Annotated in this window: 19 protein-coding genes; 14 read left to right on the top strand and 5 right to left on the bottom strand. The window is 66.6% G+C overall.

Going from position 1 to position 20,986, the window contains the following annotated elements; all coding sequences use genetic code 11:
• Positions 1-382 precede the first annotated feature (382 nt).
• The 10 genes from TVC13_RS03745 to TVC13_RS03700 all read left to right on the top strand — a co-directional run bounded on the left by TVC13_RS03745 (position 383) and on the right by TVC13_RS03700 (position 11,112).
• Positions 383-2,236 (top strand): hypothetical protein, encoded by a 1,854-nt coding sequence (locus TVC13_RS03745; protein WP_422399897.1) that lies wholly within the window; start codon positions 383-385, stop codon positions 2,234-2,236.
• The gene (locus TVC13_RS03740) at positions 2,229-3,224 is read left to right on the top strand and encodes an HAD-IIA family hydrolase (protein ID WP_422399896.1); all 996 of its coding nucleotides are present in this window, start codon (positions 2,229-2,231) and stop codon (positions 3,222-3,224) included. Before TVC13_RS03745 ends, TVC13_RS03740 begins: the two co-directional genes overlap by 8 nt.
• Positions 3,225-3,233: 9 nt before the next feature.
• A complete protein-coding gene (locus TVC13_RS03735) occupies positions 3,234-3,500 on the top strand; it encodes a hypothetical protein (protein WP_422399895.1) in 267 nt (88 codons plus the stop codon).
• A 1-nt stretch (position 3,501) separates the two neighbouring features.
• Positions 3,502-4,374 (top strand): TlyA family RNA methyltransferase, encoded by an 873-nt coding sequence (locus tag TVC13_RS03730; protein ID WP_422399894.1) that lies wholly within the window; start codon positions 3,502-3,504, stop codon positions 4,372-4,374.
• Between the two features lie 25 nt (positions 4,375-4,399).
• Positions 4,400-5,344 carry an NAD kinase gene (locus TVC13_RS03725; protein WP_422399893.1) on the top strand — a complete coding sequence of 315 codons (945 nt, stop codon included), beginning with the start codon at positions 4,400-4,402 and terminating at the stop codon, positions 5,342-5,344.
• A complete protein-coding gene (gene recN / locus TVC13_RS03720; RefSeq protein ID WP_422399892.1) occupies positions 5,341-7,065 on the top strand; it encodes a DNA repair protein RecN in 1,725 nt (574 codons plus the stop codon). Before TVC13_RS03725 ends, recN begins: the two co-directional genes overlap by 4 nt.
• Before the next feature lie 19 nt (positions 7,066-7,084).
• Entirely contained in the window at positions 7,085-8,779 is a 1,695-nt protein-coding gene (locus TVC13_RS03715) for a CTP synthase (protein ID WP_422399891.1), read from the top strand.
• A 4-nt stretch (positions 8,780-8,783) separates the two neighbouring features.
• The gene (locus TVC13_RS03710; RefSeq protein WP_422399890.1) at positions 8,784-9,452 is read left to right on the top strand and encodes an NUDIX domain-containing protein; all 669 of its coding nucleotides are present in this window, start codon (positions 8,784-8,786) and stop codon (positions 9,450-9,452) included.
• A gap of 263 nt (positions 9,453-9,715) precedes the next feature.
• Entirely contained in the window at positions 9,716-10,609 is an 894-nt protein-coding gene (gene xerD, locus TVC13_RS03705) for a site-specific tyrosine recombinase XerD (protein WP_422399900.1), read from the top strand.
• Positions 10,606-11,112, top strand: coding sequence for an 8-oxo-dGTP diphosphatase (locus tag TVC13_RS03700; protein WP_422399889.1), 507 nt, complete (start codon positions 10,606-10,608; stop codon positions 11,110-11,112). Before xerD ends, TVC13_RS03700 begins: the two co-directional genes overlap by 4 nt.
• 31 nt (positions 11,113-11,143) lie before the next feature.
• Here the strand turns inward: TVC13_RS03700 and TVC13_RS03695 are convergent, their stop codons facing one another.
• On the bottom strand, positions 11,144-11,620 hold the full coding sequence (locus tag TVC13_RS03695) for a DUF4188 domain-containing protein (protein WP_422399888.1): 477 nt from the start codon (positions 11,618-11,620) through the stop codon (positions 11,144-11,146).
• A gap of 78 nt (positions 11,621-11,698) precedes the next feature.
• On the opposite strand from TVC13_RS03695, the gene TVC13_RS03690 reads away from it, so the two are divergent.
• On the top strand, positions 11,699-12,355 hold the full coding sequence (locus TVC13_RS03690) for a MerR family transcriptional regulator (RefSeq protein WP_422399887.1): 657 nt from the start codon (positions 11,699-11,701) through the stop codon (positions 12,353-12,355).
• A 66-nt stretch (positions 12,356-12,421) separates the two neighbouring features.
• Here the strand turns inward: TVC13_RS03690 and TVC13_RS03685 are convergent, their stop codons facing one another.
• The 4 genes from TVC13_RS03685 to TVC13_RS03670 all read right to left on the bottom strand — a co-directional run bounded on the left by TVC13_RS03685 (position 12,422) and on the right by TVC13_RS03670 (position 16,750).
• On the bottom strand, positions 12,422-13,558 hold the full coding sequence (locus tag TVC13_RS03685; RefSeq protein WP_422399886.1) for a bifunctional 2-methylcitrate synthase/citrate synthase: 1,137 nt from the start codon (positions 13,556-13,558) through the stop codon (positions 12,422-12,424).
• A gap of 85 nt (positions 13,559-13,643) precedes the next feature.
• Complete coding sequence (prpB, locus tag TVC13_RS03680; protein ID WP_422399885.1) at positions 13,644-14,558, bottom strand: methylisocitrate lyase; 915 nt, start codon at positions 14,556-14,558, stop codon at positions 13,644-13,646.
• Complete coding sequence (locus tag TVC13_RS03675; RefSeq protein ID WP_422399884.1) at positions 14,559-16,076, bottom strand: MmgE/PrpD family protein; 1,518 nt, start codon at positions 16,074-16,076, stop codon at positions 14,559-14,561.
• 26 nt (positions 16,077-16,102) lie between these two features.
• Positions 16,103-16,750 (bottom strand): GntR family transcriptional regulator, encoded by a 648-nt coding sequence (locus TVC13_RS03670; protein ID WP_422399899.1) that lies wholly within the window; start codon positions 16,748-16,750, stop codon positions 16,103-16,105.
• A 212-nt stretch (positions 16,751-16,962) separates the two neighbouring features.
• Here TVC13_RS03670 and TVC13_RS03665 point away from each other — a divergent pair, with 212 nt between their 5' ends.
• The 3 genes from TVC13_RS03665 to TVC13_RS03655 all read left to right on the top strand — a co-directional run bounded on the left by TVC13_RS03665 (position 16,963) and on the right by TVC13_RS03655 (position 20,972).
• Complete coding sequence (locus tag TVC13_RS03665) at positions 16,963-18,873, top strand: AMP-binding protein (RefSeq protein ID WP_422399883.1); 1,911 nt, start codon at positions 16,963-16,965, stop codon at positions 18,871-18,873.
• A 340-nt stretch (positions 18,874-19,213) separates the two neighbouring features.
• On the top strand, positions 19,214-20,113 hold the full coding sequence (locus TVC13_RS03660) for a ParA family protein (RefSeq protein ID WP_422399882.1): 900 nt from the start codon (positions 19,214-19,216) through the stop codon (positions 20,111-20,113).
• Positions 20,091-20,972, top strand: coding sequence for a segregation and condensation protein A (locus TVC13_RS03655; protein ID WP_422399881.1), 882 nt, complete (start codon positions 20,091-20,093; stop codon positions 20,970-20,972). Before TVC13_RS03660 ends, TVC13_RS03655 begins: the two co-directional genes overlap by 23 nt.
• Positions 20,973-20,986: the final 14 nt, after the last annotated feature.

Raw genomic sequence — 20,986 nt, 5'->3', positions numbered from 1 at the left:
GCCCGGCCCCGGGTGCTGCAGCCGAGGCATTCCCGCCCGGCCCGCACTGCCCGCCCTTCCCATGTTCTGTGACCCCTGGTCACTGGTGGGACCACACCAGGTGACACCCGCACCACAGCATGGGAACACCGGGCAGAGGAGCCGTCTGGCTCTGATGTGTGGGAGTTGTTGGCCTGGAAGTGGTGAGCTTCACGGCTCTTGACCGGCCAGACGGAGCTCCGCGGACCGGGAAGGCCGCGCTCTGCCGTAGAATTGAGAAGGACCCCGTGTGGTCCCCATGACTTTTGCAGGCAAGATCGATCCTGCCCATTACCTACACATACATAGTGACGAGCGACTGCAGTAAATTCCGTTGGTCGGCTCACGACGAGAGGAACTCAGCATGTCCGAGCAGAACAACCGGGAAGATCGGGATAGCCAGGGGCGCCCCCGCGCGAACGATCGTAAGCCCCCGCAGCGCAAGTCCTACAACGACAGGCAGTCGTCTGCCGGCCGTCCCGCCCGGGACGGCGAGCGTAAGCCCTTCAGTAAGGAAGGCGGCCCCCGTAAGCCGTTCAATTCTGATCGTGGTGAGCGTAAGCCCTTCGGTGACCGTCCCGCACGTGATGGTGAGCGTAAGCCGTTTGCTGGTCGGGATGACCGCAAGCCCTTTAGTAATGATCGTGGTGAGCGTAAGCCGTTTGCTGGTCGGGATGACCGCAAGCCCTTTAGTAATGATCGTGGTGAGCGTAAGCCGTTCAACAAGGACTCCCGGGACCGGAAGCCCTTCGGTGACCGTCCCGCACGTGATGGTGAGCGTAAGCCGTTTGCTGGTCGGGATGACCGCAAGCCCTTTAGTAACGATCGTGGTGAGCGTAAGCCGTTTGCTGGTCGGGATGACCGCAAGCCCTTTAGTAACGATCGTGGTGAGCGTAAGCCGTTTGGTGATCGTCCGGCGCGTGATGGTGAACGCCGTCCCTTCAATTCTGACCGGGGTGAGCGTAAGCCCTGGGGTGATCGTCCTGCCCGTGATGGTGAGCGTAAGCCGTTCAGCAAGGACTCCCGGGACCGTAAGCCCTTCGGTGATCGTCCGGCGCGTGATGGTGAACGCCGTCCCTTCAATTCCGACCGGGGTGAGCGTAAGCCGTTCAATTCCGACCGGGGTGAGCGTAAGCCGTTCCGCAAGGACTCGGACCGCCCGCAGCGCAGCAACGACCGTCCCCAGCGCCACGGCACCGAGGACGCACCGGTCACTGAGCGCAAGCACAATGCCCGTGACCTGCGCAGCGCAAACCGGGCAGACCGTGAACGCTCACCGGAGATTGACGACGACGTCACAGGCCAGGAACTGGACAAGGTCACCCGTGCTCAGCTGCGCAACCTCGAAGAGGTCAACGGCGAATGGGTCTCCAAGCACCTGGTTATGGCGGGCCGCCTGATCGACACCGATCCGGAGCTGGCTTTCCAGCACGCCCTCGCAGCCAGCCGCCGCGGCGGCCGCCTCGCAGCAGTGCGCGAAGCCGTAGCGCTGACAGCCTATGCCGCCGGCGAATTCGGCGACGCACTGCGGGAGTTCCGCACCCACCGCAGGATCAGCGGATCCAATGAGTACCTGGCCATGATGGCCGACTGTGAGCGTGGCCTGGGCCGCCCGGACCGCGCGCTGGACCTGGTGCGCTCCGAGGAAGCGGCAGAGCTGGATAACGCCGGCAAGGTCGACGTCGCCATTGTTGCCTCCGGCGCCCGCATGGACATGGAGCAGTACGATGCCGCAGTGAGCGCACTCGAGATCCCGCAGCTGGACAAGAACCGCGCGTTCTCCTACAGCCCGCGCCTCTTCCGCGCTTACGCCGACGCCCTTGAACTGGCCGGCCGGGGCAACGAAGCTGAGCCGTGGCGCCGCCAGGCACTGCTTGCCGAAAGCGTTCTGGGCATTGGCGAATTCGCCGAGCCGGAGATCATGGATCTCGGCGAGGACGATGAGCCCGCGGGCAAGCCGCGCTTCCGCCGCGATGCCGAAAACGCTGAGCACGACGGCGCTGCCCCGGCCGCAGGAGCCACCACGCAGGACGCTGCTGAGGACCGCTCCGGCAACTACGCCGAGCGGGCCGAAAGCGAAGCCAACCCTGCTGACATCGACGCTGAGGACGAAGACGCTCTTCCCAATGATGAGCGCGAAGCCCTTCTCGGCACCGAAGAAGCTGAACCGGACAGCGAGGACGACGACGCCCGCCAGAGCGCGGACAGCAATGACTGAGCCGCTGCTGGCCAGATTCGACGCGGTCTTCTCAGACCTCGACGGAGTCGTTTACGCCGGACCGCATGCCATCCCCGGGGCGCCTGAGGCGCTTCAGGGACTGGAAGCGGCCGGCGTGAAGCTGGCGTACATCACCAACAACGCTTCACGTTCGTCGGCTACCGTCGCGGAACACCTGCGTGAGCTGGGGGCGCCGGCCACGGCCGGGAACGTGTTCGGCTCCGCACAGGCCGGTGCGGAACTGCTGGCCGGACTTGTTCCGGCAGGCAGCACCGTACTGGTCACCGGCAGTGCAACGCTCAGGGAACAGGTCCGCGCACAGGGCCTGGAACCTGTGACCTCCGCCGATGACAATCCGGCAGCCGTGATCCAGGGCTTTGACCCCGGACTGGGCTGGAAGGACCTGGCAGAGGCAGCCTTCGCCGTGGCTGCCGGCGCAGTGTGGGTTGCCACCAACACGGACCTGTCCATCCCGCAGGCACGGGGCATCGCGCCCGGCAACGGCACCTTGGTTGCCGCAGTCGCCTCCGCCACCGGACAGCGTCCAGTGGTAGCCGGCAAACCTGAGGCGCCGCTGTTTACGACGGCGGCACGCCACCTTGGGGTCGACCGCCCGCTTGTCGTCGGCGACCGGCTGGACACGGACATCCTGGGCGGCACGAACGCCGGCTACGCGACCGCGCTGGTGCTCACCGGCGTCGACAGTCCGGCATCCGCGCTGGCTGCCCGGACGACTGAGCGCCCGGACTTCCTGATTCCCAACCTGGGGGCCCTGTATGAGCCGTACCCGGCCCTGGAACCCGTTGACGGCGGATTCCGATGCGGTACGGTGACGGCACGGGTCAGCGGCGGGGAAGTCCTCGTCGACGCTGCCGAGGGCGATCTGGACGGATGGCGCGCTGCGTGCGCCGCCTGGTGGCAGGAACACCCCAACGCTGCCCAGCCAACCAATCCACAGGTCCGCTGGACTGTCGGTGCCGGAAGCTAGGCTGTGCCCGTGGATGAAAGTGCAGAACCGGGCCGCGCCGCCCCAGAACCGGATCTGACCGGCGATCCCGCCGTGGACACCGTCCTGTCCAGGCTCGAGGAGATAGCCGAGGCGCCGGTCCGCGAGCATGCTGCCCTCTACGGCAGCCTGCACGACGGACTGCTGGCTGCCCTGAACGAGGAACCCGGACAGGCACCGGCCGCCTCAGCGGTATCTGGTTCCGTGGCGGGTCCGGGGCTCGCCCCCGGGCCACACACCGGACGGGGGAGTGCCTAGCATGGCCCGCCTCGACCAGGAACTGGTGTCCCGTGGCCTGGCGCGGTCACGCACCCATGCCGCCAAGCTCATCGCCGCAGGCCGCGTACTGCGGGGCCAGACTGTGCTCACTAAAGCCTCAGCATCCATACAGCCGGATGAGCCGCTTAGCGTGGCCGACGACGGCGGACCCGACTACGTCAGCCGTGCCGGGCACAAACTCGCGGGCGCACTGGCGGCGTTCCCCGGCGTTGACCCCACGGGGCTACGCTGCCTGGACGCCGGGGCCTCAACCGGAGGTTTCACCGACGTGCTGCTGCGCGCCGGAGCCCGGGAAGTTGCTGCTGTGGACGTGGGACACGGACAGCTGGTCGACTCCCTGCGTGCCGACCCCCGTGTCCGGGTATTTGAAGGCATGAACGTCCGCTACTTCACGCCGTCGGACATTGGCGGCACCGTGGACCTCACCGTAGCCGACCTGAGCTTCATCTCGCTGACCATGGTCATTGCGCCGCTGGCGGCTGCCACCCGGCCCGGAGGCAGCCTGCTGCTGATGGCAAAACCACAGTTCGAGGTGGGCAGGGAGCTGCTGAACCGTACCGGCGTCGTCACCGATCCGGCACGCCACCGCCTCGCCGTGGAGCGGGTGGCCGGAGCGGCGCTGGAGACAGGTCTGGAAATAAGCGGAATCGCCCGCAGTCCTTTGCCCGGCCAGAACGGGAATGTGGAATTCTTTATGTGGATGACGGTGCCTGAGGGGACTCCCCGGGGCGCTGCAGAACGTGCAGCAGCGGCATCCGCACTGGTCAACGAGGTCTTCGGCGGACCCTCCGCGTTTGCAGACGCGCCGCAGGGCGTAGAAGACTGGCGGGACGGCAACACACTTGCTCCGTAACGGGGCAGAACAGGACTGGAACAAGATGAGCAGACGGATACTGGTGCTCGCGCACACCGGCCGGAAGGCCGCCATGGCTGCGGCTCAGGAAGTCTGCACCCAGCTGCACGCCGCCGGCCTGGTGCCGGTGATGCGGCGCAAGGATCTCGAAGACATTCAGGCTGAATACGGGCAGCTCACCGTGCCCACCGAAATCCTCAACGAGGACGTCCTCCTCACTGACGTTGACCTCGGAATGGTGCTGGGCGGGGACGGAACGATTCTCCGTGCTGCTGAGCTGGTGCGGGACACCGAGGTCCCGCTGCTGGGAGTGAACCTGGGGCACGTGGGTTTCCTGGCCGAAAGCGAACGCGAAGACCTCGAAATGACGGTCGGCTGGGTCGTGGACCGCGCCTACACCGTGGAAGAACGCCTCACGATCGATGTGAAGGTCTGGCTGGACAGCACCCTGCTCGCCCACACCTGGGCCCTGAACGAAGCCGCCGTCGAAAAGGCCGACCGCCAGCGCATGCTCGAAGTGGTCATGGAAGTGGACGGCCGCCCGATCTCCTCCTTCGGCTGCGACGGCGTCGTTATGGCCACCCCCACCGGATCCACCGCCTACGCCTTCTCCGCCGGGGGACCGGTGGTCTGGCCTGAGGTTGAGGCGCTGCTGATCACCCCGATCAGCGCCCACGCAGTGTTCTCCCGCCCCCTCGTGGTTGCGCCGGACTCGATCCTGGCCGTGGAAATCCTGACCCGCAACGCCGCCAACGGGCTGCTGTGGTGCGACGGCCGGCGCAGCCTTGACCTCCCGCCGGGCTCCCGCGTTGAAGTCACCCGTTCCGATGTTCCCGTACGGCTCGCGCGCACCCACCAGACACCGTTCTCCGAACGTTTGGTCCGCAAGTTCCAGCTGCCTACCCAGGGCTGGCGCGGCCCCGTAAACCACGCTGCAGATACAGCCGAAAGCGGAGGAGTGCTCCCGTGATCGAAGAAATCCGCATCCGGGACCTGGGCGTCATTACGGATGCCACCCTGACGCTGGGATCCGGCTTTACTGTGGTCACGGGCGAGACCGGCGCGGGCAAGACCATGGTCATCACGGCCCTGGGACTGCTCCTGGGCGCCCGGTCGGATGCCGGTGCGGTCCGGACAGGAGCAAAGTCCGCCCTCGCCGAAGCCGTGGTGCGGCTCTCGCCGGACAGCCCCGCCCTCGTGCGCGCTGCGGACGCGGGTGCCGAGTTGGAGGAGTACGACGGCGGCACTGAACTTCTGGTGGCCCGCACAGTCAATGCTGACGGGCGCAGCCGGGCACACCTGGGCGGACGCTCAGCACCGGTGGGCGTACTGGCTGAAGTCGGAAGCCATCTGGTGGCGGTGCACGGCCAGACTGACCAGCTGCGGCTCAAGAGCACCACCGCCCAGCGTGAGGCCCTGGACAAGTACGCCGGTGAAACTCTCTCCACTGCTCTCGGCGCGTACCGGGAAGGCTACGACCGCTGGCGCGCTGCCGCGGCCGAACTGACTGAACTGCGCGAGACCGCCCGCGAACGGCTGCGGGAGGCCGAATATCTGGCCGCCTCGCTGGAGGAGATCGACGCCGTCGCGCCCGAACCGGCGGAAGACGAAAACCTGAAGACCGAGGCCATGCGCCTGGGCAACATCGAAGAACTGCGGACTGCCTCTGTCGGTGCGCACTCGGCACTGGTCGCCGGGGACTTCTCCGACGGCTCCGACGCCACCTCACTGGTGGACGCCGCCAAACGGCAGCTGGAGCTGGCCGGCGAGCACGATCCCGCGCTGGCCGCAGCCGCCGGCCGGCTGGCCGAGGTCGGCTACATCCTGGCGGACATCGCGGCTGAACTTTCCAGCTACAGCGCTTCGCTGGACTCCGACGGCCCCGGCCGGCTGGCCGAAGTTGAATCCCGCCGGGCGGAACTGGCAACCCTGGTGCGCAAGTACGCGCCGAGCATCGACGAAGTGCTGGAGTGGGCCGAAACCAGCCGCGCGCGGCTGGCGGATCTGGGCGACGACGGCAACCGCATTGAATCCCTCGAAGCTGAGCTGACCGAGCTTGAGGCCCGGCTGCGGGACGAAGCAGCCGGCCTGACAAAGCTGCGCACCGAAGCCGCGGCGGAGCTGGGAGAGCGTGTTAGCGCGGAACTGACTGCCCTGGCCATGCCGGACGCACGGCTCGTCATCAACGTCGAAGCCACGGGTGAGCTGGGACCGCACGGCGCCGACGCCGTCGAGTTCCTCCTGGCCCCGCATCCCGGAGCACCGCCCCGCCCGCTGGGCAAGGGAGCCTCCGGCGGCGAACTCTCCCGCGTTATGCTGGCCATCGAAGTGGTGCTGGCTGAAGTGGACCCGGTACCGACTTTCGTCTTCGACGAAGTGGACGCCGGCGTCGGCGGCAAGGCAGCAATCGAAATTGGCCGCCGGCTGGCGATGCTCGCCCGCCACGTCCAGGTGATTGTCGTCACCCACCTGCCGCAGGTAGCGGCCTTCGCGGGACACCATATCCGCGTGATTAAAACCTCATCCTCGGCAGGCGACGGAACCGGCGTAACCGCCAGCGACGTCGTCGTACTGGACCGCGAGGCCCGGATCAGGGAACTGGCCCGGATGCTCGCGGGCCACGAGGACTCGGAGTCGGCCCGTGCCCACGCCGAGGAACTGCTGGCGACGGCTGCCGTCCCCGGTGAGTGATAACCCCAACGACCAAAAGGTGATAGGCTCGAATTCCGTGGTGCAGCGATCAAATTCCAGGTTTCCCAAGTCGTCTTCTACGACCAAACACATCTTCGTCACCGGCGGTGTGGCTTCTTCCCTCGGTAAGGGACTGACGGCTTCCAGCCTCGGCCACCTGCTTCGGGCACGCGGCCTCTCGGTGACCATGCAGAAGCTCGATCCCTACTTGAATGTGGATCCGGGCACAATGAACCCCTTCCAGCACGGCGAAGTCTTTGTGACCGACGACGGCGCGGAGACCGACCTCGACATCGGTCACTACGAGCGCTTCCTCGATGAAAGCCTCGACGGGTCCGCCAACGTGACCACCGGCCAGGTGTACTCCACCGTCATCGCCAAGGAACGCCGCGGCGAATACCTCGGTGACACCGTCCAGGTCATTCCCCACATCACCGACGAGATCAAGCGCCGGATGCGCCTGCCCTCCGAGGCGAAGAAGGCTCCGGACGTAATCATCACCGAAATCGGCGGCACGGTCGGTGACATCGAGTCCCAGCCGTTCCTCGAGGCAGCCCGCCAGGTCCGCCAGGACGTCGGCCGCAACAACGTCTTCTTCCTGCACGTTTCCCTGGTGCCGTACATCGGCCCGTCCCAGGAACTGAAGACCAAGCCGACCCAGCACTCGGTGGCAGCGCTGCGTTCCATCGGCATCCAGCCGGACGCGATCGTCATCAGGTCAGACCGTCCCGTCCCGGACTCCATGCGGGACAAGATCGGCCGCATGTGCGACGTCGACGTTGACGCGGTTATCGGCTGCCCGGACGCCCCGAGCATCTACGACATCCCGAAGACCCTGCACTCCCAGAACCTGGACGCGTACATCGTGCAGCACCTGGGCCTGAAGTTCAAGGACGTCGACTGGACCAAGTGGGACCGCCTGCTTGAGGCAGTCCACAACCCGAAGCACCACCTCGAGGTGGCACTGGTCGGCAAGTACATCGACCTGCCGGACGCCTACCTCTCCGTGACCGAAGCCCTTCGTGCCGGCGGCTTCGCCAACAACACCAAGGTCAAGATCCGCTGGGTCCCCTCCGATGACTGCGCCACCGAAGAAGGTGCACGCAAGGCACTGGCCGGCGTGGACGCCATCTGCGTTCCCGGCGGCTTCGGCATCCGCGGTCTCGAAGGCAAGCTCGGCGCGCTGAAGTTCGCCCGTGAAAACAAGATGCCGACCCTGGGCCTGTGCCTTGGCCTGCAGAGCATGGTCATCGAATACGCCCGCAACGTGGTTGGCCTCGAAGGCGCATCCTCGAGCGAATTCGAGCCGGACACCAAGTACCCGGTCATCGCGACCATGGCCGAGCAGAAGGACATCGTGGCAGGCCAGGGCGACATGGGCGGCACCATGCGCCTGGGTCTCTGGGATGCCAAGCTGGACGAAGGTTCGGTTGTGGCCAAGACGTACGGCAAGACCGCCGTCGCCGAACGCCACCGCCACCGCTACGAAGTCAACAACGCCTACCGCGCGCAGATCGCCGAAGCCGGCCTGGTCTTCTCCGGTACGTCCCCGGACGGCCAGCTCGTTGAGTTCGTTGAACTCCCCGAGGACGTCCACCCGTACTACGTTTCCACCCAGGCGCACCCGGAACTGAGCTCGCGGCCCACCCGCCCTCACCCGCTGTTCGCCGGCCTGATCAAGGCTGCCCTGGCCCACCAGGGCGCGGAGGCGTAAGGCTATGAGCGAGGACCGGGGGTTCGCCGACGAACAGAGTCCGCGACGGCTGCTGGAATCATCCGTAGCCTACAGCGGTCCCATTTGGGACGTGGTGAGTGAAAAGTTCACCCTGACTGACGACGGCGAGCCCCTGGTCCGCGACTTCATCCGGCACCCCGGTGCCGTGGCCATCCTGGCCATGAATGAACAGGGCCAGATCCTGCTCATCAACCAGTACCGGCATCCGGTACGCATGACGCTGTGGGAAATCCCGGCCGGCCTCCTGGACGTCGAAGGCGAGGACTACCTCACCGCCGCCGTCCGTGAGCTGGCCGAGGAAGCGGACCTGGTCGCTGAGGACTGGAACGTCCTGACCGACCTGTTCCTTTCCCCTGGTTCATCGCGCGAAGAGCTCCGCATCTACCTGGCACGGGGCCTGCACGATGTTCCCGAGGCAGAGCGGCACGAACGCTTCCACGAGGAAGCCGAAATCAAGATGCTGTGGGTGGACCTCGATGACGCCGTCACGGCAGTCCTGGAGGGCCGGATCCACAGCCCGTCGGCAGCGGCGGCCGTCCTTGCAGCCGCCGCGGCGCGCAGCACCGGCTATGCCGGCCTGCGTCCCGGTGACGCCCCGTGGCCGGAGCACCACTCCGAGCATCACGCCTGGCCCAACGGTTCCGTCCGCTAGGGGAACCAATGCCGTCAGACGTTCCCCCATCCAGTGCCGGAACGGACGGCGCCCGCGCCGTTCCCCGGCACAATGACACCATTGAGCTGGATCTTTCCGCCCAGCTGAACCCCACCCTTGTCCTCAGCCGTGCCGATCTTGCGCAGGCTGCCCAGGTACACCAGCCGCCGGCTAAAACCCCGGCCGCCCGCAGCTCGCGCTCCGCCGAAGATGAGCTGCGTTCCACCGCCATCGGCCGGGCTATTGGTGCGTACCTGCAGCACATGGCTGTGGAACGCGGGCTGGCCCGCAACACCGTGGACGCTTACCGACGTGACCTGCTGCGGTACGCACGCTTCCTCGAAGCCAGCGGGCGCACCGCGATTCAGGACATTACGCGCCACGACGTCACGGCGTTCGCACGGTCCATCGCCGAAGGATCCGACGGCGCCTCCGCCCTGAGCGTTCGCTCCGCCGCCCGCACCATCGTCGCCGTGCGCGGCCTGCACAAGTTCTGGGCCCTGGAAGGACTGACGGAGCAGGATCCGGCAGCGGACGTGCATCCGCCCCTGCCGGGCAAACGGCTGCCCAAGGCAATCAGCGTGGCCGAGGTGACCCGCATCCTTGAAGCCATTCCGCTGGATACCCCCACAGGGCTGCGCGACCGGGCATTGCTCGAGTTTCTCTACTCCACCGGAGCACGCATCAGTGAGGCCGTGGGCCTGGACATTGACGACCTCTCCCTGGAACGCATCCCGGCGAACGGCCCCGACGTCGTCCGGCTGTTCGGCAAAGGGTCCAAGGAACGCCTGGTGCCGCTGGGCTCCTATGCGGCGCGGGCACTGGATGAGTACCTCGTCCGCGGCCGGCCCGAAGCGGCGGCCAAGGGCAAAGGCACACCGGCACTGTTCCTCAACGCACGCGGCGGACGGCTCAGCCGGCAGAGCGCCTGGACCATCCTCAAGAATGCCGCTGAACGGGCGAAGATCGACCGGGACGTTTCCCCGCACACCCTGCGGCACTCCTTTGCCACGCACCTGCTCGAAGGCGGCGCTGACGTGCGCGTGGTCCAGGAGCTGCTCGGTCATGCCTCCGTCACCACTACCCAGGTTTACACACTGGTCACTGCAGACACGCTGCGCGAGGTATACGCCGCGGCCCATCCGCGGGCACTGTGAATCCGGCACCACGGGCACCGCGCGCCACGCCAGTGGTGCTGTGTTTCCTAATGCGCGAAACCCGAGCCGGTGCGCAGGAAGTCCTGCTTGGCCTGAAGAAAACCGGCTTCGGAATCGGCCGCATTGTGACCCTCGGCGGACATGTGGAGCCGGGGGAGACCCCGGAACAGGCCGCAGTGCGCGAGGTCTTCGAGGAATCCGGCGTCACCGTCACCGCAGGGGACCTGGAGCCCGCCGGGTCCATCGAGTTCATGTTTCCCTCACGGCCGGAATGGGACATGTCCACTGTGGTCTACCGGTCCTGGAGCTGGTCCGGGAAGCCGGCGCCGTCAGCGGAGATCGAACCCGCCTGGTACTCGGTGGATGCCGTTCCGTACACGGACATGTGGGAGGACTCCGCGTACTGGATGCCGAAGGTTCTTTCCGGGGAGTACTTTGCCGCAGCCGTGACGCTCGCCGAAGACAACGAGTGCGTGGGCAGCGTAGTTTTCTCCTCGCCCTGACGTGCCTTCACCGGTCCCCGCACTGGTGCGGTTATTGCCCCGCGGCGGCCAGCCGGTCCGCTGCCCGGCTGCCGTCTGGTGCAGGCTGGCTGGCGGACGCCTTGGCCAGGCCGGACACCGGCATGCCGACGTACATTGATTCGGCCCGGTCCACCGGAAAGGTCTCATGCCAGATGCCGACGGCTCCCGGGACCCTCCGGGCCCGGCGGTTGAAGGCCGCCCAGGCTGGCCGGTGTTCTGCGTCCGGCTGGCTGGCGTACGCGTAGAGCTCTTCGGTGCTCCTCCAGTACTGCACCACCAGCGGGCCGCCGGCTCCAAAGGTCAAGCGGTAACCCAGCAGGCCGGAGCCGGGGTCCGACGAAAGCTCCCGGAGCATCCGCGGCATGGCGGCAAAGGCCGGCAACCAGAGATCCGGGCGCCAGGGGCGGTTGATCCGCATGCCGATGAGGAATACCACCAGCGGGCCGGTATGCCGGTGGGTTGAGCGGTGGCTGAGAATCCGAGCCATGACGGCCCCTCCTAAAGAATTGGATAGTGCTGCTATCCAAGCTAGAGAGTTACACTATCCAGCACAAGGGGGTAACGCATGCGAATTTCAGAACTGTCCGCAGCCACGGACGTTCCGGTGGCGACCATCAAGTACTACATTCGGGCCGGCCTGCTGCCCGAAGGCCGGCCCACCGCGCCCCGGCAGGCAGATTACTCAGAGACCCACGCCGCCCGGCTGCGGTTGATCCGGGCGCTGCTGGGCCCCGGCGGTCTCTCCGTGGCACGGGCCGCTGCCGTGCTCACCCAGCTTGATGATCCGCCGGAATCCGCCCATGACTTCCTCGGAGCAGCCCACCACGCGCTCGGTGCAGCGCAGCCGGCGCAGCCCACCCATCCGCGGGCCGATGCCGTGCTGGCCGAGCTCGGCTGGGAGGTGGATCCCGGAGACCATGAAGCCCGCTCCCGGCTCGAACAGGCCTTGACCGGCCTCGAGGATGCCGGGTTCACACTGGCCCCTGACCTGCTCCGGACCTACGCGGCGGCAATGCACGGCGTCGCCGCCCGCGAAGTCCAGGGCGTGCCGCTGGATTCGCCCGCAGAGGCGCTGCGGTACGTGGTGCTGGGCACCGTTCTGATCGAACCCGTCCTGCTGGCGCTCCGGAGACTGGCACAGCAGGATGTCTCCGGCAGGCTCTTTGCCCGGGTGGGTTCACCAGAACCTGCCGCAGCAGACCCGGGCCCCCAAGACTCCTAGAGATACACATGCCCGCCGCAGGAAGAACCTGCGGCGGGCATTTATATGTTTGGAAGGCAGCGCCGTTTAGGGCAGGTGCCGCTCGTCCGGTCCGTTGTACTCACTCAGCGGCCGGATCAGCGAGTTGGCTTCCAGCTGTTCCATGATGTGCGCCGTCCAGCCGGTGATCCGTGCGGCCACGAACAGCGGCGTGAAGGTGGGCGTGTCAAAGCCCATCAGGTGGTAGGCAGGTCCGGCCGGGTAATCCAGGTTCGGCAGGATGTTCTTCCGTTCCGCCATCGCGCCTTCGAGTGCCGTGTACAGCTCACCCAGGTCCGGCCGGTCGTAGTGCTTGATCATGGCATCCAGCGAGGCCTTCATAGTGGGGACGCGGGAGTCGCCGTTCTTATAGACCCGGTGGCCGAAGCCCATGATCTTCTTCTTCCCAGCCAGCGCCTCATCCAGCCATGCGGCGGCATAGGCAGCAGCTTCGTCCTCTTCCGCGGTGGCCGCAGTGATTTCCTGGAAGGTGTGCATCACGGCCTCGTTGGCACCGCCGTGCAGCGGGCCCTTCAGCGCACCGATGGCTCCGGTGACTGCCGAGTGCAGGTCCGCCAGCGTGGAGGTGATCACGCGTGCCGTGAACGTGGACGCGTTGAAGGAGTGCTCCGCGTATAGGATCATCGAGACGTTGAACGCGTCCACGACCTCCGGCGCTGCTTCCTCACCGAAGGTCATCCAGAGGAAGTTGGCCGAATAACCCAGGTCCTCCCGGGGCTCCACGAGCTCCTGGCCGCGCCGGCGCCGCTGGTCGTAGGCGACTACGGCAGGCATGCCCGCGAAGAGGCTTACGGACTTTGCCAGGTTGGCCTCCGCACTGGAATCGTCGGCAGCCTCGTGCTGGGCACCCAGCACCGAGGCGGCCGTGCGGCAGACGTCCATTGGATGGCAGGTGACCGGCAGCGCGTCGATCACGGCCTTCAGCTCCGGGGTGAGCGCCCGCTGGGACCGCTCGGTGTCCGTGAAGGCCGCGAGTTCCTCAGCGGAGGGCAGCTCACCGTTCCAGAGCAGGAAGGCAACTTCCTCAAACGAGCACTTGGCGGCCAGCTCCTGGACGGGGTAGCCGCGGTAGAGCAGTGAGTTGGTTTCCGGGTTGACCTTGGAGATGCTGGTGGTGTCCACCAGTACTCCGGCCAGGCCCTTGTGAATCGTGGTGTCGGTCATGTCGGGGACTCCTTCGTCGTGGTGCGCAGATCAGTGGTGGTGCGGTGCCTTCTTTTGTGCGTGTGCAGGAACGGAGGCCGCCAGGTCAGGCCGACGCCGGGGTGCCGGGGACCTGGAAGTTGAATACCGAGGTATCGAAGCGGTTGTACGCCTCATAATCCACCAGATCGTACAGGCGTGCACGTGTGAGCATGCTGGGAACGCTGGCTGCCTGCGTGCCCTCGGCCTTGATCGTGTCCAGTGTGCGCTCGGCAGCACCCATGGCGCTGCGCAGCAGCGTCACCGGGTAGATGACCATGTTTACGCCTGCGGAGGCGAGCTGGTCATAGGTGAACAGCTCGCTCTTTCCGAACTCGGTCATGTTGGCCAGGATCGGGACGTCGACGGCGGCGCGGATGGCGGCGAATTCCTCCACCGTCTTCATGGCCTCGGGGAAGATCGCATCGGCGCCGGCTTCGACCAGGGCGCGTGCCCGGTCCTGGGCAGCTTCCAGGCCCTCGACGGCGCGGATGTCGGTCCGTGCCATGATCAGGAAGTTCGGGTCCCGGCGGGCATCGGCGGCGGCGCGGATCCGCTTGGTGGCGGTGTCCAGGTCCACCACGTTCTTGCCGTCCAGGTGCCCGCAGCGCTTGGGGTTGAACTGGTCCTCAATGTGGCAGCCGGCCAGGCCGGCGTTCTCCAGCTCCTGGATGGTGCGGGCCACGTTCATCGGCTCGCCGAAGCCGGTGTCGGCGTCGACGATGGCAGGCAGGTCCGTCATCCGCGCGATCTGTCCGGCGCGGGCGGCAACCTCGGTGAGCGTGGTGAGGCCGATGTCCGGCAGGCCCAGGTCATTGGCCAGGACGGCGCCGGAAATGTAGACGCCGTGGAAGCCCTTTTCCTCGATCAGCCGTGCCGAGAGGGGGTTGAACGCTCCCGGGTACTGCTGCAGGGTGCCGGAGGCCAGGCCTTCGCGCATGGCAATGCGCTTCTGCTCGGGGGTAGTGGAGGAGTACAGCATTTAGAACAGTCCCTTCGGTGCGGCGGCGGGGTCGATGACGCCGGCTGCGGCGGTGATGTTGAGCTGGCCAAGTTCCCCTGCGGCGAGTTCGGGCAGGCGTTCGGCGGCCGCGATGAAGCGGTCCATTTCTTCTTCCGAGACCAGGCCGGCCGCGAGGGTGCGGAACTTGTTGATGTAGTCGGCGCGGACGAACGGCCGGGCACCCAGCGGGTGGGCGTCGGCGACGGCGATCTCATCGCTGATTACGGTGCCGTCGGCAAGGGTGATGTCCACGCGTCCGCCGAAGGCCTTCTCGGCGATGTCGATGGAGTGGTAGCGGCGGGTCCATTCCGGATCCTCCACAGTGGTGACCTTGTGCCACAGTTCCACTGTGTCCGGACGGGCTGCGCGCCCCGGGGCGTAGGAGTCCACGTGGTGCCAGGCACCGTCCTGCAGGGCGACCGTGAAGATGTACGGAATGGAGTGGTCCAGGGTTTCACGCGAGGCCGTGGGGTCGTACTTCTGCGGGTCGTTGGCGCCGGAGCCGATCACGTAGTGGGTGTGGTGCGAGGTGGAGATCAGCACGGAGACGACGTTGGCCGGGTCCACGGCTTCGGGGTGCTCGCGGTGGATCTTCCGGGCCAGGTCGATCCAGGCCTGGGCCTGGTACTCGGCGGAATGTTCCTTGGTGTAGGTGTCCAGGATGGCGCGCTTCGCCTCGCCCGGAGCCGGCAGCGGCACCGAGTACGCGGCGTCGGCCCCGTCCAGCAGCCAGGCAATCACGCCGTCTTCGCCTTCATAGATTGGAGTGGGCGAGGTCTGCCCGCGCATGGCACGGTCCACGGCTTCGACCGCCATCTTCCCGGCGAAAGCGGGTGCGTGTGCCTTCCAAGTGGAGATTTCGCCCTTGCGGGACTGCCGGGTGGCGGTGGTGGTGTGCAGCGCCTGGCCCACGGCCTGGAAGATGGTCTCGGTATCCAGCCCCAGAAGGGTGCCGATCCCTGCCGCTGCGGACGGGCCGAGGTGGGCGACGTGGTCGATCTTGTGCTTGTGCAGGCAGATGGCCTTGGCCAGGTCCACCTGGATTTCGTAGCCCGTTGCGATGCCGCGCAGCAGGTCCGCACCGGAGGCACCGGTGTGCTGTGCTGCCGCGAGGATCGGGGGAATGTTGTCACCGGGGTGGGAGTACTCAGCGGCCAGGAACGTGTCGTGGTAGTCCAGTTCACGCACTGCCACGCCGTTGGCCCAGGCAGCCCACTCGGGGGAGGTCTTCTCCTGGACGCCGAAGACGGAGGCCCCGGATCCGCCGGATGACGGTGCGAAGGAGAGCGCCTGGGCGCGGGCGGCCACGATCGGTCCCCGGTTCAGCGAAGCGACAGCCACGGAAGCGTTGTCGATGATGCGGTTGATGACCATGTCCGTGACGTCGTCGGTGACGTCCACGGGATCGGCGGCAACAGCGGCGATCTTCCAGGCCAGCTGCTCTTCGCGGGGCAGGTTTTCCTCGCTGCGGTAGACACGTACGTTATGCGTTTTCAAGGCGCGGTCCTCTCGGGTGGTTGAGTTCAGGGGTGGGTGATGGTGTTGAAGTGTTCAAGGCTTTTGTGCAGGTGGACCTTCGTGGCGGCAGCAGCCAGTGCAGGGTCGCCCGCGGCGATGGCCGCGGCGATGGTGGCGTGCTCGGCGGCGGTTTCCCGCAGCCGCGCCGGGTTGTCCTTCGCCAGCCGCCGGACCCGGGCGAGGTGCAGGCGCACGTTCACCAGGGCCTGAGCCAGGTAGGGGTTGGCTGCAGCTTCGTCGATTCCGGCATCGAGCCGGGCCACGAGCGCGTAGTAGCCGCGCCGGGCCGGATCCTCACCGGGGTCCGCATCCAGCCGCGCCGCGGCGGCCTCGAAGTCCGCGCGCAGTGCGCGGAAGGTCTCGGGGCGGCCGCGCACAGCAGCCAGGGAGGCTGCCTGGCACTCAAGTGCCTGCCGCAGCTCGAAGAGCGCTTCTACGGTTTCGGGGGAGATGGGTGTGACGACGACGCCGCGCCCGGTGTGCTGCGCGGCGAGTCCGTCGGCGGTCAGCCGGGCAAGGGCCTCGCGCAGAGGGGTCCGGGAAACGCCCAGCCGCTTGGACTGCTCGACTTCGCCCAGCACTGTTCCCGGGGGAAGCCGCCACTCGACGATGTCCTCCCGCAGCATGGCGTAGGCCCGGTCGCTGGCCCGCATGATTGCCCTCTCCACGTTCTGATACTGGCCTCAGTGTATACACAGAACCATGGATCGTGAAGCAAGTCTCATATATATCGCGGTTTTTCTAATCTTCTGTATACACCCAGGGGGTTCTCACATCCGTGTCCTTCCCCTACGATTGCCGGTAGACAACGTGCTGGAATAGCGCCCTAACAGCACGTCACTGCACCGCGAATCAAGGAGGATTCATGGGAACTGCCGGCTACGCCGACACTTATGCCGCAAGCGTCACTGACCCGGAAGCGTTCTGGCTGAAAGCGGCAGAACTCGTCGACTGGGACGTGCGTCCGCGGCAGGCGCTGGATGAGACCGGCGCACCGCTGTACCGCTGGTTTCCGGACGGGGCGCTGAACACCAGCTACAACGCCCTGGACCGCCACGTACTCGCCGGCCGGGGCGGTGACACCGCGCTGGTCTATGACTCGGCGATGCTGGGCCGCAAACGCACCTACACCTTTGCCGAGCTGCTGACCGAAGTGGAGAACTTTGCCGGTGTCCTGCACGGACAGGGCATCGGCGCCGGGGACCGGGTGGTCATCTACCTGCCCATGATCCCCGAAGCCGTCATCGCCATGCTGGCCTGCGCACGCCTGGGTGCAGTGCACTCAGTGGTCTTTGGCGGGTTCGCCGCCACGGAGCTGGCCGCACGGATCGACGACGCGCGTCCCGACGTGGTGGTGACCGCCAGCGGCGGCCTGGAACCCAAACGCCGGGTCGAATACCTGCCCACAGTTGCCCAGGCACTCGAAGCCGCCGAACACCCGGTCCGCGCCGTCGTCGTAGCAAGCCGTGAGGGGTTCGGCCACTCGGCGGCGGAGTTCGACGGCGCCGGCGGAACGGCGTGGCTGGACTGGGCGAAGCTTGCTGCCTCAGCACAGCCGCAGGGCCCGGTGAGCGTCGCCGCCACCGACCCGCTGTACATCCTCTACACCTCCGGGACGACCGGTTCGCCCAAGGGCGTGGTCCGGGACAATGGCGGACACGCGGTGGCCCTGGCCTGGTCCATGGCCAACATTTACGACGTCGCACCCGGACAGGTGATGTGGACAGCCTCCGATGTCGGCTGGGTGGTGGGGCACTCCTACATCGTGTACGGACCGCTGATCGCCGGAGCCGCCACGGTCCTGTATGAGGGCAAGCCCGTGGGCACTCCCGACGCCGGCGCCTTCTGGCGGGTAGCCGCTGAACACGGCGTGGACGTACTCTTCACTGCCCCCACAGCACTGCGGGCCATCCGACGTGCGGACCCGGAGGCAGCGCTCACCGGCGGCTACGACCTCACCCGGCTCCGCACCCTGTTCGCAGCAGGGGAGCGGCTGGACCCTGAGACCTACCGGTGGGCCTCGGAGGCACTGGGCATTCCGGTGGTGGATCACTGGTGGCAAACCGAGACCGGATGGGCCATCTGTGCCAACCCCATGGGACTCGACGCGCAGCCGCCGAAAGCCGGGTCACCGACATTTCCCGTGCCGGGTTTCCGCGTCCGGATTGTCGACGGCGCCGGAACGGAGGTACCTCCCGGGGCTGAGGGGAACATCGTCCTGGACCTGCCTCTCCCGCCCGGAACCCTGGCGACGCTGTGGGGCAGCGACGACCGCTACCGCGCCTCCTACCTTGAAGCGTTCGAAGGCAGCTATGCCACGGGGGACTCAGGGTATGTGGACGAGGAAGGCTACGTGTTTGTCATGGGGAGGACGGATGACGTCATCAATGTAGCCGGACACAGGCTGTCCACCGGAGCGATCGAGCAGGTGGTGGCAGCGCACCCCGCCGTGGCCGAATGTGCCGTCATCGGTGTGAAGGACAGCCTCAAGGGCCAGCGCCCGTGCGGGTACGTTGTGCTCAAGGCAGGTTCGGAGACTGCCGAGGAGGAGATTCAGGCTGCGCTCGCGGACCTGGTGCGCACCCGGATCGGCCCGGTGGCGGACTTCAGGGAAGTCCGGGTAGTGGAGGCGCTGCCCAAGACCCGGTCCGGAAAGATCCTCCGCAAGACCATGCGGCAGATTGCCGACGGCGATGACTTCACCGTGCCGTCCACGATCGAAGACCGTTCCGTGCTCGACGACCTGATGCCGCTGCTTCGTCCCGACACCGCCTGAGAACTCATCAGCGGCGCCAGGTGTACTCGAGCTCCGGGGAACCGGAACCCACGGCCGAATCCGAAGGGCTGGAACGCACAGTACCCACTGCCGGCGGCCGGATTTCCAGCGTCTGATTCCACACCTCTTCACCGAGATTACAGAAACTGCCCGTTTCAGCCTTGAAACGGGCAGTTTCTGCTATCTCGATGCGGGCGGGGGAGAGCAACGTTCGAGTTAAGGTTGAGCGTCAAGGCTCGCTGGCGTTGCGGCCCGGGATTCGCGGTATCCGTGTTGCACAGTTGTAACCTTGGAAAGGACAGCCAGCAGGACAGCTAGAGACGGAAGCGTGGATTTATACGTGAGCAGCGAACAGAGTTCCACAACTCTGCAGGACGCAACGCAGGGCGCAGCGGATGAAGCCATGGGTCCTACCGGCCGTCCGCTGACTGAGTTCCCCGAGCCTCCGGTCCTGACTTCCCACGGTCCGGCCCGCATCATCGCCATGGTGAACCAGAAAGGCGGCGTCGGCAAGACGACGTCCACCATCAACCTCGGTGCCGCGCTGGCTGAAGCCGGGCGCAAGGTGCTCCTGGTGGACTTCGATCCGCAGGGCGCACTCTCCGCCGGCCTGGGCACCAACCCGCACGAGCTGGACGTCACCGTCTACAACGTGCTGATGGACCGCAAGGTGGACATCCGCGACGCGATCCAGGAAACGCACGTCGAGAACATCGACCTGCTGCCCGCCAACATCGACCTCTCCGCCGCCGAAGTCCAGCTGGTCAACGAAGTGGCGCGCGAGCAGGTACTGGAGCGGGCACTGCGCCGTGTCTCCGACGACTACGACGTAATCCTCATCGACTGCCAGCCGTCACTTGGCCTGCTGACCGTCAACGCGCTCACCGCAGCGCACGGCGTCATTATCCCGCTGATCTGCGAATTCTTCGCCCTGCGCGCCGTCGCGCTGCTGGTGGAGACCATCGAAAAGGTGCAGGACCGCCTGAACCCGGGCCTGCAGGTCGACGGCGTGCTGGCCACCATGTACGACGCGCGGACCCTGCACAGCCGCGAAGTCATCGGCCGGCTTGTGGAGGCCTTCGGGGACAAGGTCTTCGAGACGGTCATCAAACGCACGATCAAGTTCGCGGACGCTACGGTAGCCGCGGAACCGATCACCTCCTACGCCGGCAACCACGCCGGTGCGGACTCCTACCGCCGGCTCGCCAAGGAACTGATTGCCCGCGGCGGCGCACCCTAGTCTCGCTGGGGAGACGGCCGGCGCCGGATTCGAGGTCCGGCTGGAGAACTTCCGCGGCCCGTTTGACGTGCTGCTGGGACTGATCACCAAGCACGAGCTGGACATCACCGAAATCGCCCTGGCCACGGTCACGGACGAATTCATTGCCTACATCCGTGCCCTGACCGCATCCGGACAGGGCTGGGCACTCGACGAGGCCAGCGAATTCCTGGTCATCGCCGCCACGCTCCTTGACCTCAAGGCTGCCCGCCTGCTTCCGGCCGGGGACGTGGAGGACGACGACGACATCGCCCTCCTCGAGGCACGTGACCTGCTCTTCGCCCGGCTGCTGCAGTACCGGGCGTTCAAGCAGGTTGCCTCGCTGATGGACAGCCGGCTCGAGGAGGAAGGCCTGCGTTTCCCGCGGGACACCGCGCTTGAACCGCATCTGGCCGCCATGCTGCCGGAACTGATCTGGCGTACCAGCGCGGAGGAGTTCGGCCGGCTGGCCCAAAAGGCACTTGAACCGAAACCGGGACCGCCCACCGAGGTTGGGCTGGCGCACCTGCACGCACCGCGGGTCAGCGTCCGGGAACAGGCGCAGATCATTGGGAAGAGGCTTCGGCAGAGCAGTCCGCTGACCTTCGACGAACTGGCGCAGGGGGCAACGCCGCTGGAAATCGTCGGCCGGTTCCTGGCACTGCTGGAAATGTTCCGCGACGGTGTGCTCGCCTTCCACCAGCCCGAGCCGCTGGGGGAGCTGCGGGTCACCTGGACCGGAAGCGGTGCCGGGGACTGGACCGCGCAGTACCTCACCGAAGAATACGACGACGCGAACGGGGAGCCCGATGCAGCCGCAGACCTCCAACCACAAAGCTGAGCAGGATGGTGACG

This window comes from Arthrobacter sp. 3Tela_A, from assembly GCF_049311025.1.
Lineage (GTDB): Bacteria > Actinomycetota > Actinomycetes > Actinomycetales > Micrococcaceae > Arthrobacter_B.
Note: the sequence above shows the minus strand (reverse complement) of the source record. Positions and strands in the feature narration are given on the sequence as shown.

Bases quoted from the DNA above. Each gene is read 5' to 3' on its own strand.
- TVC13_RS03725 (WP_422399893.1), top strand. From the start codon at position 4,400: ATGAGCAGACGGATACTGGTGCTCGCGCACACCGGCCGGAAGGCCGCC.
- TVC13_RS03690 (WP_422399887.1), top strand. From the start codon at position 11,699: ATGCGAATTTCAGAACTGTCCGCAGCCACGGACGTTCCGGTGGCGACC.
- prpB (WP_422399885.1), bottom strand. From the start codon at position 14,558: ATGCTGTACTCCTCCACTACCCCCGAGCAGAAGCGCATTGCCATGCGC.
- xerD (WP_422399900.1), top strand. From the start codon at position 9,716: ATGGCTGTGGAACGCGGGCTGGCCCGCAACACCGTGGACGCTTACCGA.
- TVC13_RS03665 (WP_422399883.1), top strand. From the start codon at position 16,963: ATGGGAACTGCCGGCTACGCCGACACTTATGCCGCAAGCGTCACTGAC.
- TVC13_RS03745 (WP_422399897.1), top strand. From the start codon at position 383: ATGTCCGAGCAGAACAACCGGGAAGATCGGGATAGCCAGGGGCGCCCC.
- TVC13_RS03685 (WP_422399886.1), bottom strand. From the start codon at position 13,558: ATGACCGACACCACGATTCACAAGGGCCTGGCCGGAGTACTGGTGGAC.
- TVC13_RS03670 (WP_422399899.1), bottom strand. From the start codon at position 16,750: ATGCGGGCCAGCGACCGGGCCTACGCCATGCTGCGGGAGGACATCGTC.
- TVC13_RS03740 (WP_422399896.1), top strand. From the start codon at position 2,229: ATGACTGAGCCGCTGCTGGCCAGATTCGACGCGGTCTTCTCAGACCTC.
- TVC13_RS03730 (WP_422399894.1), top strand. From the start codon at position 3,502: ATGGCCCGCCTCGACCAGGAACTGGTGTCCCGTGGCCTGGCGCGGTCA.
- TVC13_RS03710 (WP_422399890.1), top strand. From the start codon at position 8,784: ATGAGCGAGGACCGGGGGTTCGCCGACGAACAGAGTCCGCGACGGCTG.
- TVC13_RS03695 (WP_422399888.1), bottom strand. From the start codon at position 11,620: ATGGCTCGGATTCTCAGCCACCGCTCAACCCACCGGCATACCGGCCCG.